Source organism: Rhodococcus tukisamuensis NBRC 100609, assembly GCF_001894985.1.
Lineage (GTDB): Bacteria > Actinomycetota > Actinomycetes > Mycobacteriales > Mycobacteriaceae > Rhodococcus_G > Rhodococcus_G tukisamuensis.
Genome location: NZ_BCXG01000009.1, coordinates 1 through 21,123, shown reverse-complemented (window position 1 = coordinate 21,123; position 21,123 = coordinate 1). Strand labels below are relative to the sequence as shown.

Annotated in this window: 18 protein-coding genes and 3 tRNA genes; 8 read left to right on the top strand and 13 right to left on the bottom strand. The window is 69.7% G+C overall.

Translation table 11 applies throughout. From position 1 onward, the window contains the following. Positions 1 to 88: 88 nt before the first annotated feature. A complete protein-coding gene (gene hisN / locus RT2_RS12075; protein ID WP_072845042.1) occupies positions 89 to 862 on the top strand; it encodes a histidinol-phosphatase in 774 nt (257 codons plus the stop codon). A gap of 39 nt (positions 863 to 901) precedes the next feature. Then, complete coding sequence (locus RT2_RS12070; protein WP_072845041.1) at positions 902 to 2,257, top strand: cytochrome P450; 1,356 nt, start codon at positions 902 to 904, stop codon at positions 2,255 to 2,257. A 35-nt stretch (positions 2,258 to 2,292) separates the two neighbouring features. Here RT2_RS12070 and RT2_RS12065 read toward each other — a convergent pair whose 3' ends face one another. The 4 genes from RT2_RS12065 to RT2_RS12050 all read right to left on the bottom strand — a co-directional run bounded on the left by RT2_RS12065 (position 2,293) and on the right by RT2_RS12050 (position 5,998). After that, positions 2,293 to 2,661, bottom strand: a complete 369-nt coding sequence (locus tag RT2_RS12065) for a DUF1304 domain-containing protein (RefSeq protein ID WP_072845040.1) — start codon at positions 2,659 to 2,661, stop codon at positions 2,293 to 2,295. Positions 2,662 to 2,715: 54 nt separating this feature from the next. Then, positions 2,716 to 4,206 (bottom strand): DUF4153 domain-containing protein, encoded by a 1,491-nt coding sequence (locus RT2_RS12060; protein WP_307718210.1) that lies wholly within the window; start codon positions 4,204 to 4,206, stop codon positions 2,716 to 2,718. A 125-nt stretch (positions 4,207 to 4,331) separates the two neighbouring features. Next, positions 4,332 to 5,321, bottom strand: a complete 990-nt coding sequence (locus tag RT2_RS12055) for a HAMP domain-containing sensor histidine kinase (RefSeq protein WP_072845038.1) — start codon at positions 5,319 to 5,321, stop codon at positions 4,332 to 4,334. Beyond that, positions 5,318 to 5,998, bottom strand: coding sequence for a response regulator transcription factor (locus RT2_RS12050; RefSeq protein ID WP_072845037.1), 681 nt, complete (start codon positions 5,996 to 5,998; stop codon positions 5,318 to 5,320). Before RT2_RS12050 ends, RT2_RS12055 begins: the two co-directional genes overlap by 4 nt. A 174-nt stretch (positions 5,999 to 6,172) precedes the next feature. Between RT2_RS12050 and RT2_RS12045 the strand changes: the two genes are divergently transcribed. Both RT2_RS12045 and RT2_RS12040 read left to right on the top strand, forming a co-directional pair. Next, a complete protein-coding gene (locus RT2_RS12045; protein WP_072845036.1) occupies positions 6,173 to 7,585 on the top strand; it encodes an acyl-CoA dehydrogenase family protein in 1,413 nt (470 codons plus the stop codon). A gap of 29 nt (positions 7,586 to 7,614) precedes the next feature. Then, positions 7,615 to 8,820: an acyl-CoA dehydrogenase family protein gene (locus tag RT2_RS12040; RefSeq protein WP_072845035.1), complete on the top strand. Its 1,206-nt coding sequence runs from the start codon at positions 7,615 to 7,617 to the stop codon at positions 8,818 to 8,820. 482 nt (positions 8,821 to 9,302) lie between these two features. Here the strand turns inward: RT2_RS12040 and RT2_RS25870 are convergent, their stop codons facing one another. Continuing rightward, positions 9,303 to 9,737 (bottom strand): DUF2510 domain-containing protein, encoded by a 435-nt coding sequence (locus RT2_RS25870; protein ID WP_072845034.1) that lies wholly within the window; start codon positions 9,735 to 9,737, stop codon positions 9,303 to 9,305. A gap of 417 nt (positions 9,738 to 10,154) precedes the next feature. Between RT2_RS25870 and RT2_RS12030 the strand changes: the two genes are divergently transcribed. Beyond that, positions 10,155 to 11,780 (top strand): acyl-CoA synthetase, encoded by a 1,626-nt coding sequence (locus RT2_RS12030; RefSeq protein WP_072845033.1) that lies wholly within the window; start codon positions 10,155 to 10,157, stop codon positions 11,778 to 11,780. An 84-nt stretch (positions 11,781 to 11,864) separates the two neighbouring features. On the opposite strand, the gene RT2_RS12025 is transcribed toward RT2_RS12030, so the two are convergent. The 4 genes from RT2_RS12025 to RT2_RS12010 form a co-directional block, all read right to left on the bottom strand. After that, positions 11,865 to 11,941 (bottom strand) — tRNA-Met (locus RT2_RS12025). Between the two features lie 61 nt (positions 11,942 to 12,002). Beyond that, positions 12,003 to 12,326 (bottom strand): putative quinol monooxygenase, encoded by a 324-nt coding sequence (locus RT2_RS12020; protein WP_072845032.1) that lies wholly within the window; start codon positions 12,324 to 12,326, stop codon positions 12,003 to 12,005. Between the two features lie 237 nt (positions 12,327 to 12,563). Beyond that, positions 12,564 to 12,640 (bottom strand) — tRNA-Met (locus RT2_RS12015). A 126-nt stretch (positions 12,641 to 12,766) separates the two neighbouring features. Further along, positions 12,767 to 12,843 (bottom strand) — tRNA-Met (locus tag RT2_RS12010). 434 nt (positions 12,844 to 13,277) lie between these two features. Between RT2_RS12010 and RT2_RS12005 the strand changes: the two genes are divergently transcribed. Then, complete coding sequence (locus RT2_RS12005) at positions 13,278 to 13,856, top strand: transglycosylase family protein (protein ID WP_072845031.1); 579 nt, start codon at positions 13,278 to 13,280, stop codon at positions 13,854 to 13,856. A gap of 62 nt (positions 13,857 to 13,918) precedes the next feature. On the opposite strand, the gene RT2_RS12000 is transcribed toward RT2_RS12005, so the two are convergent. Next, entirely contained in the window at positions 13,919 to 16,867 is a 2,949-nt protein-coding gene (locus tag RT2_RS12000; protein ID WP_072845030.1) for a UPF0182 family protein, read from the bottom strand. A 142-nt stretch (positions 16,868 to 17,009) separates the two neighbouring features. On the opposite strand from RT2_RS12000, the gene RT2_RS11995 reads away from it, so the two are divergent. Further along, positions 17,010 to 17,624 (top strand): PPA1309 family protein, encoded by a 615-nt coding sequence (locus RT2_RS11995; RefSeq protein WP_245709366.1) that lies wholly within the window; start codon positions 17,010 to 17,012, stop codon positions 17,622 to 17,624. A 43-nt stretch (positions 17,625 to 17,667) separates the two neighbouring features. On the opposite strand, the gene RT2_RS11990 is transcribed toward RT2_RS11995, so the two are convergent. Genes RT2_RS11990 through RT2_RS11980 form a run of 3 tightly spaced genes read right to left on the bottom strand, consistent with a single transcriptional unit; the run spans position 17,668 to position 19,396 of the window. Then, a complete protein-coding gene (locus RT2_RS11990; protein ID WP_072845029.1) occupies positions 17,668 to 17,994 on the bottom strand; it encodes a DMT family transporter in 327 nt (108 codons plus the stop codon). After that, positions 17,991 to 18,377 carry a DMT family transporter gene (locus RT2_RS11985; protein ID WP_072845028.1) on the bottom strand — a complete coding sequence of 129 codons (387 nt, stop codon included), beginning with the start codon at positions 18,375 to 18,377 and terminating at the stop codon, positions 17,991 to 17,993. Before RT2_RS11985 ends, RT2_RS11990 begins: the two co-directional genes overlap by 4 nt. Continuing rightward, a complete protein-coding gene (locus RT2_RS11980) occupies positions 18,374 to 19,396 on the bottom strand; it encodes a YlbL family protein (RefSeq protein WP_072845027.1) in 1,023 nt (340 codons plus the stop codon). Before RT2_RS11980 ends, RT2_RS11985 begins: the two co-directional genes overlap by 4 nt. A gap of 124 nt (positions 19,397 to 19,520) precedes the next feature. Between RT2_RS11980 and RT2_RS11975 the strand changes: the two genes are divergently transcribed. Beyond that, positions 19,521 to 20,894, top strand: a complete 1,374-nt coding sequence (locus tag RT2_RS11975) for a zinc-dependent metalloprotease (RefSeq protein ID WP_072845026.1) — start codon at positions 19,521 to 19,523, stop codon at positions 20,892 to 20,894. Positions 20,895 to 21,123: the final 229 nt, after the last annotated feature.

The window sequence follows — 21,123 nt, the reverse complement described above, 5'->3', positions numbered from 1 at the left end:
CGGTGCCGCGGTCGTCGTGGGGCGGTCCGTGGTGCCCGCCGCCCGCACGGGACGGCGGTCCGGAGGCACAGTCGAGTAGGTTCGTCCGGTGACCGATCTCGAACTCGCCCTGAGCATCGCCGACGACGCCGACACCATCACCCGCGCCCGGTTCGGCGCGCTGGACTTGAAGGTGGACGACAAGCCGGACCTGACGCCGGTCTCCGACGCGGACCTGGCCGTCGAGCGCGCGGTGCGCGCGAGGCTGACGGCCGAACGTCCGGACGACGCGGTGCTCGGCGAGGAGTTCGGCGGCGACGCCCGGTTCGAGGGCCGGCAGTGGGTGATCGACCCGATCGACGGCACCAAGAACTTCGTGCGCGGCGTGCCGGTGTGGGCCACGCTGATCGCGCTGCTGCAGGACGGCGTCCCGGTGGTCGGCGTCGTCAGCGCCCCCGCGCTGACCCGGCGCTGGTGGGCCTGCGCCGGCGACGGCGCGTTCACCAGTTTCGACGGCGGCGCGGCCGCACAGATCTCGGTGTCCGCGGTGGACCGACTGGGTGCCGCGAGCCTGAGCTTCTCGAGCCTGAGCGGCTGGCGCGACCGTGGCATCCGTGACCAGTTCGTCGATCTCACCGACGAGGTGTGGCGGGTGCGCGGCTACGGCGACTTCTTCTCCTACTGCCTGCTGGCCGAGGGCGCGCTCGAGATCGCGGCCGAGCCCGAGGTGTCGCTGTGGGACCTGGCGCCGCTCGACCTGCTGGTCCGCGAGGCCGGTGGACGCTTCACGTCGCTGGACGGCACCGCCGGCCCGCACGGGGGCAGCGCGGTCGCGAGCAACGGGCTGCTGCACGACGCGGTGCTCGAGCGCCTTCGCGCCTGACCACAGAAGGACCTTCGTGCCTGACCACAGGAGGACCTAGTGCCGAAGACGACCATTCCCCACCCGCCGCGCCGAGTGCCGTTCGTGGGGGACGTGTTGGGCCTGAACACGGTCACGCCGAACCAGACCACGCTGAAGCGGTTCGAGGAGATCGGACCGATCTACCGCCGCTCGATCATGGGCACCGACCTCACCTTCGTCGGTTCTGCGGAGCTGGCTGCGCAGGTCTACGACGAGACCGTGTGGGAGAAGTTCGTCGGCCGCCCGCTCGAGCGTCTGCGGCCGGTCGTGGGCGACGCCCTGTTCACGGCCTACAACTGGGAATCGAACTGGGCGAAGGCCCATGAGGTCCTGCTGCCGGCATTCACCAAGGAGGCGATGGTCTCCTATCACGGCACGATGACCGAGGTCGTCGACGAGCTGTGTACGAGCCTGGACACCCGCGCCGGCGAATTCGTGCCCGTCGTCGAGCAGATGGGCAAGCTCACCCTCGAGGTCATCGGCCGCTGCGGGTTCGGGTACACCTTCGACTCGTTCGGCGGCGCCGAGCACCCGTTGGTCGGCGCGATGAGCCGCACCCTGACCCACGCGCAGAGGTCCGCTCTCCCGCTGCCGTTCGTCGGGAAATTGCTGCGACGCAAGGAGGAAAGGCAGAACGAGCTGGACCAGGGACTGCTGGTCCGCACGGTCGACGAGGTGATCGAGGAGCGGCGAACCACCGGCGAGCGACGGTCCGACCTGCTCGACCGCATGCTGCACCCGGACGGCGCCATCGAGCTCGACGCCGAGAACATCCGCAACCAGGTGCTGACCTTCCTGGTGGCCGGCCACGAAACCTCGGTGAACGCCCTCGCGTTCGCACTGCACTTCATCGCGCAGAGTCCCGAGATCGCGGCGCGCATGCGCGCCGAGGCCCGCTCCGTCGTGTCGAGCGGCGAGGTGACCTACGACGATGTCCCGCGCCTGCGCTACACCCGCCAGGTGATCTCCGAAGCGCTGCGCCTGTGGCCGACCGCGCCCGGGTTCTTCCGGTCGGCGAAGCAGGACACCACGCTCGGCGGCCACGACATCTCGGCCGGCGAGTGGGTCTTCGTGCTCCTGCTCGCCGTCCAGCGCGATCCGGCCTGGGGGTCCGACGCGGAGGAGTTCAACCCGGACCGGTTCGCTCCGGAGAACAGCCGCGGCCGCGCGCCGGAACTGTTCAAGCCGTTCGGCACCGGGATCCGGTCCTGCATCGGGCGCCAGTTCGCGCTGCACGAGATGACGCTCGCCTTGGCCACGCTGCTCGTGCGGTTCGACGTCGAGCCCGAACCCGGATACGCGCTCGCCGTCGAGGAGACGTTGACGCTGCGCCCGAAGGGCCTGCGGCTGAAGTTCTCTCGCGCCGAGGGTTAGAACTGGCCGGCGCGGGAGACCGTGCCACCTCCCGCCTAGACGACCGCCGCGGCGAGCAACGCCAGCACCGGGAAGACCCCCTGCACCGCGGCGGCCCGCAGGTACGCCGCACCGCTGGAGGCCAGCACGATCGCGGCACCGATGATGCTCACGCAGCAGAACACGACGATCGCGTGCCCGCCGACTCCCCCGATGACCAGACCGGCCACGATGCCGATCGCGAGGAAGAGGTTGTAGTAGCCCTGGTTGTAGGCCAGCGGCCGCGTCACCTCGGCGTCCTGCTGACTGGTCAACCCGAACCGTTTCCACACCTGCGGCCGCGTCCACAGCAGGCTCTCCATCGCAAAGATCGCGACGTGCAGCAGGGCGGCGAGGGCGGCGAAGACCTGCGCGATGACCGGCATGGGGAAACGATCCCACAAACTTCGAGCCGCCACCGCGACCCGGCACGGGGCGGGTCACCACCGACCGAGGTCGCACGGCCCCACCGGGCGCTCCCGCAGGATCTGCGCCGCCCGCGAGCGCGCGGCGTTGTACGCGAAGCCCGATGCGCCGCCGCCGACGCCGATCCCCAGCAGCGCGCAGGAGCGCACCGGCTCGGGCAGCCGGTCCAACGCCGGCACCGCGTCCACCGACAGCCCCCGCAGGTAGGACACGTCGATGCTGCCGGTCTCCGCGTACCGCGCCACATTCCGGTCGGCGATGTGCCCGTCGGGGTTGATCGCGGCGAAGGCCAGCGTCCCGAGCACCGCCGACGCCAGCACCGCCCGCGGCAGCCAGCGACCGGTCATCCGCACCCCGGCCGCCAGCAGGGCCACGAACACCGCGCCCAGCCACAGCTCCGTCGCCATCACGCCCAGCCGCAGCCGGGTGAACCCGAATACGCTCTCGTACAGGGCCATCCGGTGCACCGCGGACGCGACGACCACCAGCGTCAGCAGGCACAGCGGGCCCAGCGCCACCCTGGCGAGTCGGCGGTCGCGCGGCGCCGTGGTGTCGATCCGGCGCACCGCGACCGCGACGACCAGCAGGGTCAGCACCGTCACCGCAGACAGCTGCCAGAACCCCTGGCGTGCGTAGTCGGCGTAGGTGAGGTGGTCGGTGCCCATGACGTGACCGTCGCCGCCGAACAGCACCCGCAGCTGCACCGCGACGAAGGCGGCGAACAGCAGGTCGAGCAGGGCCACCGGCACCGCCCACTCCCAGCGGGCCAACGGACGCGCGGGGGCGGGGGCGAGCGCGTCGAGCCGCGGCGATCGCCGGCGCAGGTAGGCCGACGCCAGTGCCGCACCCGCCACCAGGACGCCCAGCACCAGGTGCGGAATCGGATTGCCCAGTCCCACGCTGGGTACCACCGATTCGAACACCCGGCCGAACTCCGGGTCGGCGCTGACGAACAGTGCACCGAAGAGCAGCACCAGGCATGCGCTCACCGCGGCCACCGCCAGCACCCGCCCCGGCCGCACCCGGGACGCGCTCGGGTACCGCGCCCGGCCGCGGTGCACCCAGCCCACCAGCCGGGTAGGCGTGCACCACAACGAAACCGGGGCGAGGGCCAGGCCCGTCCAGGTCCGGCCCCCCACCAGCGCGACCGAACCGACCATCCAGCTCGCGGCCACGCACACCAGGACGAGCCAGCCCGCGCCCCGGATCGCCGCCACGGCCAGCAACGCGAGCGCGGCGGCGACGGCCCACACCTGCAGGCCCGTCGGTCGCGGCGCGACCGTGACGAACGCCGTGGCCGCCACCGCCGCACCGGCCAGCAGGTACGCGATGCTGACCAGGGACGGGTCGAGCGTCACCGCAGCAACGGCACCCGCCCCCAGGGCCGCGACCAGGGTTGCCCGCGGAGCCACCGACGTCCGGTCGGGGCGCCAGGCGGCGCGGAGCCGCCCGGGCCGGGCCGGCGTGGGCACGGGTGTTTCGGTTGTGGTTGCAGTCGTCGTCACAGGGTCTCCTCGGGTCGGTGGGCGTCAGGCAGGGGTCGTCTCGGGGCAGGGGTCATCGCGGGACGCGCCGTCGGGTGACGACGCGTCCCGACGGAATCGATCGGGAGGAGAAGGGGATCCGGCGGTCAGCCGGGCGGTAGGACCACCCGGATACAGCAGCCGGTCTCGGTGTCGACGACGCCGATCCGGCCGTCGTGCAGTTCGACCGCCCAGCGGGCGATCGCCAGGCCGAGGCCGGTGCCGCCGTCCTGCGCGCCGCCCCGGGTGAACCGTTCGAAGACCCGGGACCGGTCGACGGCCGCGATCCCGGGGCCGTCGTCGTGCACGTCCAGGACCAGCCCGCACGCCGCGTCACCGGGGCGGGCCCGCACCAGCACCGGCGACTCGGGGGAACCGTGCCGGGCGGCGTTGTCGAGCAGGTTGGCCACCACCTGATGCAGCCGCGCGGGGTCGGCGTGACCGCGCAGCCCCGTCGGCTCGACGTCGATGCGGACGGCCGTGGGGCGGGCGGGGTCGGCCGCCAGGCGCACCACCTCGTCGAGGAACGGCCGCACCTCGAACACCGTGCGCTGCAACGGAACCACGCCGCCCTCGAGCCGTGAGAGATCCAGCAGGTCCGTCACCAACCGGCCCAGCCGCTCGGTCTGGGCCAGGGCCGCCCGCATCGTCGCCTCGTCGGGCTCGGCCACCCCGTCGACGACGTTCTCGAGCACGGCCTGCAACGCCGTGATCGGGGTGCGCAGCTCGTGCGAGACGTTGCCCACCAGCTCGCGTCGGTACCGGTCCTCGGCCTCGAGGTCCGCCGCCATCTGGTTGAATGCGACGGCCAGCTCGCCGATCTCGTCACGGGACGTGGCCCGGACGCGGCGCGAGTAGTCACCGGTCGCCATCGCTCGGGCCGCCGCCGTCATCTCCCGCAACGGGGACGTCATCCCGTGCGCGAGCACCTGGGTGACCACCAGCGCGACGACCAGCGCCGTCAGCAGTGCAAACCGGAACTGCCACTGGGAGGCGGCCCAGAACGTCACGGACGCCAGGACCAGCGAGGCCACCACGAGCAGGCCGGTCTTCACCTTGAACGAGCGCAGCGGGTCCAGTGGCCTGGGCAGCCTCATCGCGGCGCCTCCAACGCGTACCCGACGCCGTGCACGGTGCGGATCAGGTCCCCTCCGAGCTTGCGGCGCAAGGCCTTCACGTGACTGTCGACGGTGCGGCTGTTCGCCCCGTCACCCCAGCCCCACACCTGTTCGAGCAGCGACTCGCGGTCGATCACGGCGCGCGGCCGGGCTGCGAGATGCGCAAGCAGGTCGAACTCGGTCCGGGTCAGGTGCACCTCGAGGTCGGCGGCGCGGACCCGCCGCTGGGTCAGGTCCATGGTCACGTCGCCGAACACCAGGACGTCCGACTCGGCTGCCACGAGCGTGCGGTCGGCGCGGCGCAGCAGCGCCGCCACCCGCGCCACCAGCACCCGCATGCTGAACGGCTTGCTCAGGTAGTCGTCGGCGCCGACGCCCAGCCCGATCACCAGGTCGGTCTCGTCGGCACGGGCGGTCAGCATCAGCACCGGGACCGGGCGGTCCGCCTGAATCCGCCGGCACACCTCGAGTCCGTCGAAGCCGGGCAGCATCACGTCCAGGACCACCAGGTCCGGCCGGTACTCGGCGCAGCGCATCACCGCGTCCGGACCGTCGGCGGCGGTCTGTACGTGGTGGCCCTCGGCGCGCAGGCGTGCCGCGATCGACTCGGAGATGGTGCGTTCGTCGTCGACGACGAGCACTCTGCGCTGGGTCATGATCTCGACACTAAGGGGCGGGTGTGGGGATGCCAGTCGGGAAATGTGAAGGTTTCGTGCAGGTTCGGGACACCACTGCCCACAGTGACGGTGATCACTGACCGGATCCGCTCGACTTCACTTCTTACTCCAGAGTAAGATAAGGCCGTCCAAGACCGAACACCGAGAAACCTGGTGATCATGAGCAAGCAAGACAGCGTTGTGAAATCGAACGGTGCGACGCGCGAGCCCCGCGACACCTCGGGCGTCGGACTGAACCCGATCAAGCGGGACGCCATGGGCGCCGCAATGCGTGTGCTGACCCGGATCACCGGTTCCGACCTGGCCGAGAAGTACAACCTCCGGCAGACCATCGACCGCGTCACCTACGAGGGCACCAAGACCGGCTTCAAGACGCTCGGCGCCGCCACCCGCACCTTCACCAAGGTCGCGGGCGGCAACCAGCCCAAGCGTCTCCCCGACGGTGCCAGCAAGAACGCCGGCTACTTCGACCTCACGCCCAACGACGAGCAGCAGATGATCGTCGAGACGGTCCGGGACTTCGCCGCCGAGATCCTGCGCCCCGCCGCGCACGACGCCGACGAGGCCGCCGCCTCCCCCGCGGACCTGACCAAGCGGGCCGCCGAGCTGGGCATCACCCTCATCAACGTCCCCGAGGAACTCGACGGTGCGGCCAGCGAGCGTGGCGCCGTCACCAACTCCCTGGTGGCCGAGGCGCTCGCACACGGCGACATGGGCCTGGCCCTGCCGATCCTCGCGCCCAGCGGTGTCGCGGTCGCGCTCACCCAGTGGGGCACCGACGGTCAGCAGCGGACCTACCTGCCGGCGTTCACCGGCGAGCAGGTGCCCAACGCCGCGGTCGTGGTGAACGAGCCGCGGGCACTGTTCGACCCGTTTGCCTTGCAGACCAAGGCCGTCCGCTCCCCCAGCGGCTACAAGCTCAACGGCGTCAAGTCGTTCGTCCCCGCCGCCGCCGACTGCGAGCTGTTCCTGGTCGCCGCCGAGCTGGACGGCCGGCCCACCTTCTTCATCGTCGAGTCCGACGCCAAGGGCCTTGTCGTGGAAGCCGACCCGAGCATGGGCCTGCGCGCCGCCGGCCTCGGCCGACTGATCCTCACCGACGTTGCGGTGCCCGAGTCCGCGATCCTCGGCGACGGCGACGCGACGGCCCGCACCGAGGACTACGCCAACGCGATCCGCCTGGCCCGCCTCGGCTGGGCCTCGATGGCGGTCGGCACCGGCCAGGCCGTCCTGGACTATGTGATCCCGTACGTCAACGAGCGTGAGGCCTTCGGCGAGCCGATCAGCCACCGCCAGGCCGTCGCGTTCATGGTGGCGAACATCGCCATCGAACTGGACGGCCTGCGCCTGGTCACCCTCCGCGGCGCCTCCCGCGCCGAGCAGGGCCTGTCGTTCGCACGTGAGTCGGCGTTGGCCCGAAAGCTGGCGTCCGACAAGGGCATGCAGATCGGACTGGACGGCGTCCAGTTGCTCGGCGGCCACGGATACACCAAGGAGCACCCGGTCGAGCGTTGGTACCGCGACCTCCGAGCCATCGGCGTTGCCGAGGGCATCGTCCTCATCTGACGCCGCTGCTGCACCACTAGGAGACTGTGATGATCAACCTCGAACTCCCCAAGAAGCTCAAAGCCTCCGCGAACCAGGCGCACCAGGTCGCGGCGCAGATCATGCGGCCGATCTCGCGCAAGTACGACCTCGCGGAGCACGCCTACCCCAAGGAACTCGACACCATGGCCGCCATGGTCGAGGGCCTCAACGACTCGGGCGCGGGTGCGTCCGGCGCCGCGCTCGGGCGCGGCGACGCACCGAGCGTCATCGGAAATGCCAACGGCGGCAACATGTCCTCGCTGATGAACGTCATCGAGACCTGCTGGGGCGACGTGGGCCTGACCCTCTCCATCCCGTACCAGGGCCTGGGCAACTCGGCGATCGCCGCCGTGGCCACCGACGAACAGCTCGAGCGCTTCGGCAAGGTGTGGGCCTCGATGGCCATCACCGAGCCGAGTTTCGGCTCCGACTCGGCGGCGGTCACCACCACCGCCGTGCTCGACGGCGACGAGTACGTGCTCAACGGCGAGAAGATCTTCGTCACCGCCGGCGAGCGGTCCAGCCACATCGTCGTCTGGGCGAGCGTCGACAAGAGCAAGGGCCGCGCCGCGATCAAGTCGTTCGTGGTCCCGCGGGACGCTCCGGGCCTGAGCGTCGCCCGGCTCGAGCACAAGCTCGGCATCAAGGCGTCCGACACCGCGGTGCTGCTGCTGCAGGACTGCCGGATCCCGAAGGACAACCTGCTCGGCACCCCCGAGGTGAACGTCGAGAAGGGTTTCGCCGGGGTCATGCAGACCTTCGACAACACTCGCCCGATCGTCGCCGGCATGGCAGTGGGCCTCGGTCGCGCGGCCCTCGAGGAGCTCCGGACGGTCCTCTCCGACGCCGGCGTGGAGGTCTCCTACGACACCCCCGCCTACAACCAGCACGCCGCGGCCGCCGAGTTCCTGCAGCTCGAGGCCGACTGGGAGGCGTCCTACCTCCTGTCGCTGCGCGCGGCATGGATGGCCGACAACAAGAAGCCGAACTCGCTCGAGGCGTCGATGTCGAAGGCCAAGGCCGGACGCACCGGCACCGCGGTCTCGCTCAAGGCCGTCGAGCTCGCCGGCACCCTCGGCTACTCGCAGCGTCCCCTGCTCGAGAAGTGGGCGCGCGACAGCAAGATCCTCGACATCTTCGAGGGCACGCAGCAGATCCAGCAGCTCATCGTCGCCCGCCGAATCCTCGGCAAGTCGTCGTCCGAGCTGAAGTAGCAGGTCAGGTCAGCATTACAGCACCAAGCCGCCCTCGTCGCAGTTCCCCGCGACGGGGGCGGTTTCGTCATCCGAGCCAGCCTCGCCACCGCCGGTCCCGACCCGGTCGCGGCTTGGCGCGGAGTCCATCGCAAGCCGGGTCCGCTCATCCTCGCCGGGCCACAGGTGCGTCCAGACCTCTGGCGTCTTCACGCTCGCGCCGGCATGAATCAGCGAGCTCGCACAGGAGTGCCGAAGGCTGACAACAACAAGGTGACCCCGAGTACGACGACGCCATCCAGGGCGGCACCGGCACGTACCTCACACTGCTACGTCCGCCTATACCATCGTCGGGTGATTGTCTGCGTGCGGCGGACTGCCCAGTCGGATCGCGGCTGCCACATACAGGGCAACGACAAGGCCAACTGCCACAGCAATAGATTTCCAAAGCGCACGTAACGACATCGTCAAATGCAACCACACGGCAGGACGGCCGCACGCATCTAGGCCGCCACGCACCTGATGCGCCCCGGCAAGTCCACCGTCGACGGCGAGTCAGCCTGCCCCGTCGCCAACTCCTCGCACTGCAACTCCGCGTTCACTGGCGCAGCCTTCGCGTCCCGCGCCGCCTGCCGTATCTCGTCGGACACCCCGCCGCTCACGGCTGGCGCATCCGCGACATCCTCGCCGCCTCCGCCGAACATGGCACCCATCGCCGCGAGGGCCACGACCGCCCGGGCGATGCCGCCGGCGATCTTCGGGCCGCGCTTCGTCGGCTCCCGCTCAGCGGGCGTCGGCGCGGGGATGGGGGCCGTCGGGATGGTCGGTGCGTCATTCGCCTGCACGGCGGTCCACTTCTGGCCGTCCCAGTACCGCATCGAGTCGGAGCCGTCAGGGTTCGGGTACCAGCCCGGTGTCGGTGCGCCCGTGCCCGGCATCCTGCCAGAGGGGGCCGACGAGCGAGGTCGACCGGCACATCTCGTCCCGGCCCGGTCCCGACTCAGGTCACTGGCGTCGACATTCATGCAAAACAGGAAACCAGTGAAAGCAATTGCCACCTGCGGTAATTCGAACACCCAAGGTGGCGACCACACGTAACGAAGATCCTCGACATCGTCGAGGGCACGCAGCAGATCCAGCAGCTCATCGTCGCCCGCCGAATCCTCGGCAAGTCGTCGTCCGAGCTGAAGTAGCAACGCCCGTTTCGACCGAGGGGCACCGCGGCGAGGTCCGGCCTCGCCACGGTGTCCTTCCGCCGTTTTCAAACCCTGCAGATTTACGCGCCCGACATCTAGGCTGGATGCCGACCGACCCCGGCACACTTTCGCATCCGTTTCCCAGGGGGGCAGAACCACATGCCAGGCGCACTCAAGAAGGTGACCGACAACCTCGGAGCAGCGAGGGTCATTCTGCGCGCCGGCCTGGTGCCCATCCCGCGGGCGGACCGCGGCATCTACTCGATCCTCTCCGTGGACAGGTACGGGCCCTTCGCCGGGGTGGTCCACGCGCACGCCCGGAACGGACTCGACGCGGTCGCCGTCGTCGACGAGCGGGGCCAGCTCACCTACGCCGAGCTCGAGGAACTCTCCAACGCCCTGGTCCGCGCCTGGGTCGCGGACGGCGTCACGCCGGGTTCGGTGATGGGCGCGATGTGCCGCAATCACCGCGGCCTGGTGCTGGCCATGCTCGCGGCCGCCAAGGCCGGCACCAAACTCGTGCTGATGAACACCGGGTTCGCCCCGCCGCAGTTGATGGATGTCGCTGCCCGCGAACAGGTTCGAGCGTTCGTCTACGACGAGGAGTTCCAGGAGGTCGCGGACGCGCTGCCCGCCGACGTGCGGCGCTACCTGTCCTGGGGCGAGGACCCCTCCGGACGCGTCCGCGCCCTGGACGAACTGGTGCTCGACCGGCCGACCGACACCGTGCCGCGCCCGCCCACGCACGGCAGCTTCGTACTGCTCACCAGCGGCACCACCGGAACACCCAAGGGCGCGCCCCGCGAACGCACCTCGGCGCTGTCCGCCGCGCAGTTCCTGGACCGGATCCCGCTGCGCAACGGCCAGACCATGGTGATGGCCGCGCCCGCGTTCCACGGCACCGGGCTCTCACAGGTCGGCGTCGCGCTGGCGCTCGGTCAGACCGTCGTGATGCAGCGCAACTTCGACCCCGAGGCGGCCCTGTCCCTGGTCGCCGAGAATCGCGCCGACACACTGGTGGTGGTGCCGACCATGCTGCAGCGCATCGTCGACCTCGGCGCCGAGACGGTGGCGAAGTACGACACCTCGAACCTCAAGGTGATCTTCGCCGCCGGCTCCGCCCTCTCCCCCGACCTGTGCACCCGGACCACCGAGGCGTTCGGGCACGTCCTGTACAACCTCTACGGCTCAACGGAAGTCGCGGTCGCGACGGTGGCAACTCCCGCCGAACTCGCCGAGGCACCCGGCACCGCCGGCCGCGCGCCGGTCACCTGCCACGTGGAGTTGTACGACGACGCCGGCACCCGTATCACCAAGCCCGGACGGATCGGCCGGATCTTCGTCTCCAGCGGGCTGAGCTTCAACGGCTACACCGACGGTCACGACAAGGAGCGCATCAACGGGCTGCTCTGCACCGGCGACGTCGGACACTTCGACGAGCACGGACTGCTGTTCGTCGACGGCCGCGACGACGACATGATCGTCTCCGGCGGCGAGAACGTCTACCCGCTCGAGGTCGAGAACCTGCTCGTCGCCCGTCCGGATGTCTTGGAGGCGGCGGTAATCGGTGTCGAGGACACCGAGTTCGGTCACCGCCTCAAGGCCTACGTGGTGACCGCCGCTGGCGCGCCGCGCGACGAACAGGACCTCAAGGCCTACGTCAAGACGCACCTCGCCCGGTACAAGGTGCCCCGCGAGGTGGTCTTCCTCGAGGAGCTGCCCCGCAATGCCACCGGCAAGTTGATGCGTCGGGTGCTGATCGAGATGGACTCGCCGTACACCTGAGTGCCCGGGAGAAGACGAAAGCCCGGGCTCACCACCCCGGAAACGACAAAAGCCCGGTCCTTGCGGGACCGGGCCTTCGTACCTTGGTAGCGGGGACAGGATTTGAACCTGCGACCTCTGGGTTATGAGCCCAGCGAGCTACCGAGCTGCTCCACCCCGCGATGCATTTACTACTGTAGCCCACTTTTCGGACGTCAATTACCACTCGCCCAGAGGGGGCCTCTAGTCGACGGCGAGCTCGCCCATCAGCGACCAGTCCGCGGCGTCGATCTTCGTGTTGATGATTCTCGGCGTGCTCACCAGTGCCGGCTTCAAGTCCCGCATTGCGTCCTGAAAGTGCCGGCTCTGCACGTGCGCAACGGCCGCCTCGTCGTCACGGAAGGCCTCGACCAGAACGAAGACGTCGGGGTTCTCGGTCGAGCGGGACCAGTCGAACCACAGGTTGCCCGGTTCGGCCCGGGTCGCATCGGTGAACGGTTGCACCAGTTCGAGCCATCTGCCCGAATACTCGGGCCGCACAGTGAAGTTGACGACGATGAAGATCACGGCTTCCGCCCTTTCGTCTTCGGACCACTGAACGTGTCCGTCGGGAACGAACCTACGCCGACCACCCGCAGAACCCCAGAGACGACGGATGCCCGACCCGAGAAGCCACACAAGCCCGGGGCTCACCACCCCGGGAACGACAAACGCCCGGGCTCACCACCCAGGGAACGACAAACGCCCGGGCTCACCACCCAGGGAACGACGAAAGCCCGGTCCGAGGACCGGGCTTTCGTACTTTGGTAGCGGGGACAGGATTTGAACCTGCGACCTCTGGGTTATGAGCCCAGCGAGCTACCGAGCTGCTCCACCCCGCGATGCACTTACTACTCTACACGAACTTCTGAGTGCCCCTGACCACCCGCCGTAGGCGCCGGTCCGACCACGACCGGCCGCACCCGGAAACGCCGAAAGCCCGGTCCGAGGACCGGGCTTTCGTACTTTGGTAGCGGGGACAGGATTTGAACCTGCGACCTCTGGGTTATGAGCCCAGCGAGCTACCGAGCTGCTCCACCCCGCGATGCATGAACGAAGTTACACGAGTGCGCGAACGGAACACAAATCGCCAGTTCGACCCCAGCGAGGAGGGTCCGACGGGTGACCGGGGGCACAAAATGCCGGTGATCCCAGCCACATAACGGACAGGTAACAAACTCGCACCTAACCGGCAACGATGCGGCGCGAGCTGGGGAAATGCCGGAATCCGCGCCCCCAAACCCATGGATTGAACAAACGTTCAGCTAAGTGACCCGCCTCGTTTTGATGCGTACGGTCGCCACCGGCCCGAAACAACCGGGCTGAGCCGACCCGCCGCTGCACGACTCTGCCCCGCGGGATCGGAACCCCAAAACCTTCGAGGGGCAGGGACGCGGCGCCATCTCGATGCCGGGCGAGGTCGACAGTCTCGACCGCCCAGGCCGGCCCCGTCAGCAAGCGCGGAGAGGATTTACCCGCATGACGACTCGTAAGCTCAGCACTCGCGCACTTGGATTCGCAGCCGTCACCGGCGCCCTCGTCGCAGTCCCGTTCGGTCTCGCCACCGGCACCGCCTCCGCCGCCACTCACAACTGGGACGGCGTCGCGCAGTGCGAGAGCGGCGGCAACTGGGGCATCAACACCGGCAACGGCTACTACGGCGGCCTGCAGTTCTCGCAGAGCACCTGGACCGCCAACGGCGGCACCGGTTCCCCGCACGGCGCCTCGAAGGCCGAGCAGATCCGCGTCGCCGAGAACACCCTGCAGAGCCAGGGCCCCGGCGCGTGGCCGCACTGCGGTCAGTACCTGACCACCGCCGCCGAGGAGACCCCGGCGCCGGCACCCATCGCCGAGCCCGCGCCCGCCGCCCCGGCCGCGGTCGCCCCGGTCGCTCCCGCCGTGCCGGTCCTGCCCCCGAGCTTCCCGGCGCCCTCTGCCGACCAGGTGAAGCAGGCCACCGATGCCGCCGTCGCGGCCGCCCACCAGGTCGGCTACGGCGACCAGGTCAAGCAGCTGATCGACTCGAACAACGTCTTCCTGGCCAGCCTCGCCCGCTGACCCGGAGACCGGAAAGGCCCCGCCATCGATGATGGCGGGGCCTTCCTCGTGTGCTGCCGGACCTACTTCGGCAGGCCCTGGTAGGCGTCGACCGCCTTCTGCAGTCGATCGAGCGCGGCGCCGTACGCGGCGAAGTCACCGCTCTGCTGCGTCGCGCGCAGGTTCGCCAGCGCGGCGTCGAGTTCCCCGACAACCGCGGCCGCGTTCGGCGCGAGCGGTGCCGGCGCCGTCTCCGGTGCGGGCGGCGTGCCACCGCTCGGCGGCGGCGTGGTCGCGCTACCGCCCGGAGCCGTTGCGGTGCCGGATGTCCCGCCGTCGAAGACCTGGTCAAGCGCCTCGGCCAGGGTGGCGGCATAACCCACCCGGATGCGGCCGGTCGGGCCGGGCTCCTGGTAGCTGGCCAGCACCCGGGTCAGCTGCGGGAAGGTCGCCGTGTTGGCCCCGCTGCGCTCGGTGTACATCGGCTCCACGTAGAGGATGCCGCCCTTCGCGATGGGCAGCGCGAGCTGGTTGCCGTACTGGATCTTGTTGGTCTTCTCCAGCAGCGCCTTCTCCGAGCCGACCCGGGCGTCGGAGATCATCGAGTTCTGCGACTGCGCCGGCCCCTGCGTCTGCTTGTTGATCGGCAGCTGCAGCACGGTGATCTTGCCGTAGTCCTTGGGATCGGAGTTCACCGTGATGTAGGCGGAGAGGAACTCCCGGCGGAACCCGACCATCGGGCTGGTCAGCCGGAACGACGGGTCCCCGGTCTCCTGATCACCCACCAGCACGTAGTACGGCGGCTCGTTCTCCTTCGAGTTCTCGACGGTCGGCTCGTTGGGCACCGACCAGAAGGCGTTGTTGGTGAAGAACTCTCGCGGATCGTCCACGTGGTACTTCGCGAGCATCTCGCGCTGCACCTTGAACAGGTCCTCCGGGTAACGGAAGTGCGCCCGCAGTTCGTCGGTGACCTCGCTCTGCGGCTCCACCGTGCCGGGGAACACCCCCATCCAGGCCTTGAGGACCGGGTCCTTCTCGTCCACCTGGTAGAGCTTCACCGTGCCGTCGTACGCGTCGACGGTCGCCTTCACCGAGTTACGGATGTAGGAGACCTCCTTCTTGGGGAGCAGTCGGCCGGTGTTCGCGTCGACGCTGTCGGCCACCAGTCCCTCGAGCGAGCTGCGCTGCGCGTACGGGTAGTTGTCGAGCGTGGTGTAGGCGTCGACGATCCAGACGATCTTCCCGTCGACCGCCGCGGGGTAGGCGTCGCCGTCCGTGGTCAGCCACGGGGCCACCTCACCGACGCGGTCGCGGGGGTCCCGGTTGAAGATGATCTTCGAGTCGGAGCCGATCGTGCCGGAGAACAGGATGTTGCGCTCGGTGTACTTGGCCGCGAACGCCAGACGGTTGACCCAGTTGCCGAGCGGGACGCCGCCCTGGCCGTCGTAGGTGAACTTCGTGGTGTCCGTGTCGTACTCCCGCGGCGCCGAACCCGGCGTACCGCCGACGATCGAGTAGTCCTCGGCACCCTGGGCGATCACCTCGCCGTAGTAGATTCGCGGCTGGTCGACCTTGATGATCTGCTTGCCCTCGGCCAGCGACGCGATGTCACTGACCGTGTAGATCGGGTATCCCGCGTTGTTCGAGGAGTCCTGGGTCGGGTCCAGCACCGGGGCCGTCACCCGGTTGGCGGGCGCCGCCACCAGCCCGTCACCGTGCGTGAAGACGGTGTGCTTGTTGATCCAGTCGGTCTGGTTGCCCTGCAGGTTGTTCGGCGAGAGCTCGCGGGCCGCCACGATGTAGTCGGCCATCGAGCCGGCGATCGTGTAGCGGTCGATGTCCAGGGTCGGAGGGAACCCGTAGAAGTTCTGCCGCTGCTGCTGCTGCGTGAAGGTGGGCGAGAGCACGTTCGGGTCCAGCAGGCGCGCGTTGGCGATGGTGGTGACGTCGGCCGGCACGTCGCGCGGCGCCGCGGTGCCGTCACCCGAGTACGGCTGATACGTCACCTGCTCGTTGGTGATGCCGTACGCCTCGCGCGTGGCCGCGATGTTCCGCTCGATGTACTCGCTCTCCTTGTCCGCCGCGTTCGGCTTGACCGAGAACTGCTCGACCACGAGCGGGTACACCGCACCGACCAGCACCGAGGACAACACCAGCAGACCGGTCGCCATCGCCGGAATCCGCATGTCCCGCATGAAGATCGCGGAGAAGAACGCGAGGGCGCAGATCACCGCGATGGCGAGCAGGATCAGCTTGGCCGGCAGCACCGCGTTGATGTCGGTGTAGCCGGCACCGGTGAAGGTGGGCTCCTTACGACCGCTCGTGAGCAGGGAGTAGCGGTCGAACCAGTAGGCAACGGCCTTGAGGAGGACGAAGGTACCGGCCAGCACGGCCAGCTGGATGCGGGCGGACTTGGTCAGCGCACCGTCGTGCCCGCTCAGCCGCAGCCCGCCAAAGACGTAGTGGGTCAGCAGGTTAGCGAGGAACGCAAGGATGACCGCCACGAACAGCCAGTTCAGCACCAGCCGGTAGAACGGCAGGTCGAAGGCGTAGAACCCGACATCGAGTCCGAACTGCGGGTCCGTGATCCCGAACGACTCGCCGTGGACGAACATCTGTGCCGCAACCCAGTTCGACTGGGCGATGAGGCCGGCGAGGATGCCCATCGCGATCGGGATACCGACCCCGAACACCTTGAGCCGGCTCATGACCGTGGTGCGGTACCGCGCGATCGGATCGTTCGGTCCGGCGACCGGCACGAACACCGGCCGGCTGCGGTACGCGAGGAACAACGCGAGGAAGGTGGCGAGACCGATGAGGAGTCCGAAGACGACGAACATCGCCACGCGCGTGAACAGCACCGTGGTGAAGACCTCCCGGAAGCCGACCTCGCCGAACCACAGCCAATTTGTGTAGGTGTCGATCAGCCGGGGTCCGATCAGCAGCAGCGCCGCCGCAACGAGTGCCAGCACCAACAACACTCGGCTCCGTCGGGACAACGTCGGTAGACCGGTGGGGGGCCGCATGCCCACGTGCCACTCTCCGTATTTCAGGCGGCACGCCAGGCGCCGCGGTTGCGGCGGTGACGTGCACCGCCGTGGTTGCCGTCCACTGTACGTCGATTCACGGACCGGCAAGGCGCCTGCCGTCCCCGCGAGGTGGGAGGATGGTCGGGTGAGTGATTTCGACGGCCTCGACTACGGCTACCAGCCAGACCTCTCCCCCGACGCCCTGCCGCGCTGTGTGCGCGAGGTCGCCGACTTCGCGGACGCGGGCGGCTGGGGCCGGCCCCCGCAGATGTTCGCCCTCGTCCCGACCGCCGTGCTGGCCGCCGCCGAGCCGGAACTGCACGACCAGCTCGAGGACGGCGCCGAGCTGACCCCGATCGAGCAGGAGCCGTTCCCGGACGACGTCGGCGGCGGGTCACCCGCCCTCGACGAGTTCCTCGCGACCACCAGCTGGCCCGACGGCGTCGTCGGGTGTGTCCTGGTGCAGGAGATCGTGGTGCTGCCGCCGACCGCCGAGTCCGACCTGGACCACGCGGTCGCGCCGGTGCTCACCGACGAGCACGCCGCCGACGAGATCGCCCGGGCCACCGCCCAGGCCCACCCGGAGCGGCGCGCGGCCAGACTGATCGCCGCGGTGCTGCGAGACGGGCCGTCCGCCTGCGTCCTGCAACTGATGCCCGAGGACGACGACGACGCGGAACCGGAACTGGTCACCTACGACGACCTCGCGCCGAACCTGGTGCACGCGCTGTACGCGACGTTCGACGCGTCCGACGACTGAGTCCGGGGCGCAGACCGACACGCGGTCGGCTCAGGCCACCGGGTCAGCCCGCGACCGAGCCGAGCTCGATCAGCAGCACACCGCCGATGATCAGGGCGATGCCGAAACGCATCGCCCTGGTCAGCGGCTCGCCGAAGACCACGCGGCCGAGGACGGCGGTGAGCGCAACGCCGCAGGCCACCCAGATGCCGTAGACCACCCCCACCGCCATGCCCCGCGCGAGCACCACCGCGATCAGCCCGAACGACGCGAGGTAGCCCAGGACCACGGGCGCGATCCACCGGCGCCGAGTGAAGCCGTCGGACGCCTTCAGGCTCAGCGTCGCCGTCACCTCCAGCACGATCGCGGCCATCAGCAGCACCCAGGTCATCGCGAGCGCTCCGACCCGACCGGCACGTCCGTGTCGGCCAGTGCCCGCGCCCGGGACTCCTCGGCCTTCTGCGAACCCACCTCCACGATGAGGACGCCGCCGATGACCAGCGCGATCCCCGCACCCATCAGCCAGGTCAGCGCGTCACCGAACAGCCAGGCCGCCAGGATCGCGGTCGCGGTGACCCCGCTTGCGCCCCAGATGCCGTAGGCGACGCCCACCGGCATCTGCCGCTTCAGGACCGCCGCCAGGAACACGAACGAGGCGCCGTAACCGGCCACCACCAGCACGTACCACCCCGGGTGGTCGACGGCCGCGCGCAGCGACAACGTGGCGGTGACCTCGCTGACGATCGCGCCGACCAACAGCAGCCACCTCATCAGCAGGCGGGCGCTTCGCCGCCGGCGTTCAGCGAGTCCAGCGCCTCGACCGCACCGTCAAGGTTCTCCACCTTGACCAGTCGCAGCCCGTCCGGCGTGCGCTGACGGGCCTCGTCGCAGTTGCGCGCCGGCACCAGGAAGGTGGTCGCACCGGCGTCGCGGGCGGCAATCAGCTTGTACTGGATGCCGCCGATCGGGCCGACGGCGCCGCCGGAGTCGATGGTGCCCGTGCCCGCGACGAACTCCCCGCCGCTCAGCTCGCCCGGGGACAGCTTGTCGATCACCGCCAGGGTGAACATCAGCCCCGCCGACGGCCCGCCGACCTCCGCCAGGTTGAAGTCGACGGTGAACGGGACCTCCGGATTCTCCGTCGGGGTGATGCCCAGGTAACCGGCGCCGTGTCCGCCCGGTCGTTCGCCGAGTGTCACCGGCACCGTCAGGTCCTGGCCGTCGCGCCGAACCCCGATCTGGACCACCGTGCCCGGGCTCAGCGCGGCCACGGCCTTCTGCACCTCGCCGACGGTGCGCACCGGCTCACCGTTGACCGTCAGCAGTTGGTCGCCCTCGCGCAGCGCCCCGGCGGCCGGCCCGTCAGCCGACACGTCGGACACCTCGACCGCGACCGGCAGGTTCAGGTAATTCAGTGCGGCCAGCTCGGCGGAACTCTCCGACTGCTGCATCTCCTGGGTGTTCTCCTCCTTGACCTGGTCCCGGGTCTTCTCCGCCGGGTACACCTCCTCGCGCGGCACCAGTCCGTGGCGGCCGCTGAGCCAGTAACCGAAGGCCTCGAAGATGTTCAGCCCGTCCCGCACCGAGACGGTGGTCATGTTGAGGTTGCCCGACGTCGGATCGACCTCGGTGCCCTTGATCTCGACGACCTGCTTGCCGTCCACCTCGCCGAGGGTGTTGAAGGTGGGGCCGGGACCGAGCGCCACGAACGGCACCGTCACCGACATCCCGAACAGCAACAGCGCCAGCACCGGCACGAGCGCAGCGACCAGGGTGACAATCCGTCGATTCACCCGGCCCAGCGTAGAGGTCGGGCCGCGGCGGAAGAGTAGAGGAGGCCCGCGGGTCGCGGTGATGTTCGCCCTCGGCGTCATTTCCCGTGCCACCACACGCCGCGTCGCCTTGTACCGTTGAGATATGAGCAATCTGCCGTTTGGTTTCTCGAACTCCGACGACGACTCCGACCCCGGCAAGGGGCCCGGCCAGGGAGGCCAGGGCGATCCGTTCGGTTTCGGCGCGCAGGGCTTCGACCCGGCGGCGTTGGGCCAGATGCTGACCCAGTTCGGCCAGATGCTCAGCGGCATGGGCAACTCGATGGGCTCCGGCGGCTCCGCCGGGCCGGTGAACTACGACGTCGCCAAGCAGCTCGCGAAGCAACAGCTGGGCACGGTCGCCCCGATCGCGGAGGGCACCGGTTCCGCGGTCGCGGACGCCTCGCACCTCGCCGAGCTGTGGCTCGACGGGGCCACAACGCTGCCGGCGGGCGCCACCCGGACGGTCGCATGGACGGCGGCCGACTGGCTCGACAACACCCTCGACACCTGGAAGCGGCTGTGCGACCCGGTCGCGGAGCAGATCTCCGGCATGTGGGCCTCCGGCCTGCCCGAGGAGGCCCGCGAGATGGCCGGGCCGATGATGGGCATGCTCACGCAGATGGGCGGACTCGCGTTCGGCTCGCAGCTCGGCCAGGCCCTCGGCCAACTCTCCTCCGAGGTGCTCAGCTCCACCGACATCGGCCTGCCGCTGGGGCCGACCGGGGTGGCCGCGCTGCTGCCGACGGCCATCGAGAAGTTCAGCGAGGGCCTCGAGCAGCCGGACCGCGAGATCCTGGTGTTCCTCGCCGCCCGCGAGGCCGCGCACCAGCGGCTGTACGTGCACGTGCCGTGGCTGCGTCAGCGACTGCTCGCCACCGTCGAGGAGTACGCGCGTGGCATCCGGATGGACTTCTCCGCGATCGAGGAGGCCGCGCAGGGCATCGACCCGAGCGCGCTGACCGATCCGTCGAAGATCCAGGAGATCCTGCAGCAGGGCGCCTTCGAACCGCAGACCACCCCCGAGCAGAAGCAGGCCCTCGAACGCCTCGAGACGCTGCTGGCCCTGATCGAGGGCTGGGTGGAGACGGTGGTCGCGGCCGCTCTCGGCGATCGGCTGCCCGGCGTGGCCGCGCTCAGCGAGACGCTGCGTCGTCGCCGCGCGACCGGCGGACCGGCCGAGCAGACCTTTGCCACCCTCGTCGGCCTCGAGTTGCGGCCCCGCAAGGTCCGCGAGGCCGCGCAGCTGTGGCGTCAGCTCGCCGAGGCCGGCGGCATGGAGGGACGCGACGGCGTCTGGGCGCACCCGGACCTGCTGCCTGACCCGAGCGACCTCGACGACACCGCGGCCTTCGTCGACCGGGTGATCGGCGGCGATTCGAGCACCTTCGACCCGATGGCCCTGCTCGAGGAGACCGAGGCCCGTGAGCGGGAAGAGGGCCGTGGACCGTCCGCGGACCCGGAGCGCCCGACCGACTGATCCGTCGAGTTTCGACAGATCCGGAGAAGACACGAAACACCTGGTCCGGGTGCCGTGAGCCTGTGGACAACCGGCTCCGGAGCGGCCGTCGCGGCGGACGGGGCTGACAGAGTCGGTGCATGGCACCGGCCCCCGTCCCCGCAGCCGGACCGCAGCTCGATCCGCGGATCCCGGTCCTGCTCCGGCCCAGCGGCACCCTCCAGCTCGGCTGGGACCCCGAGCGCGCCCT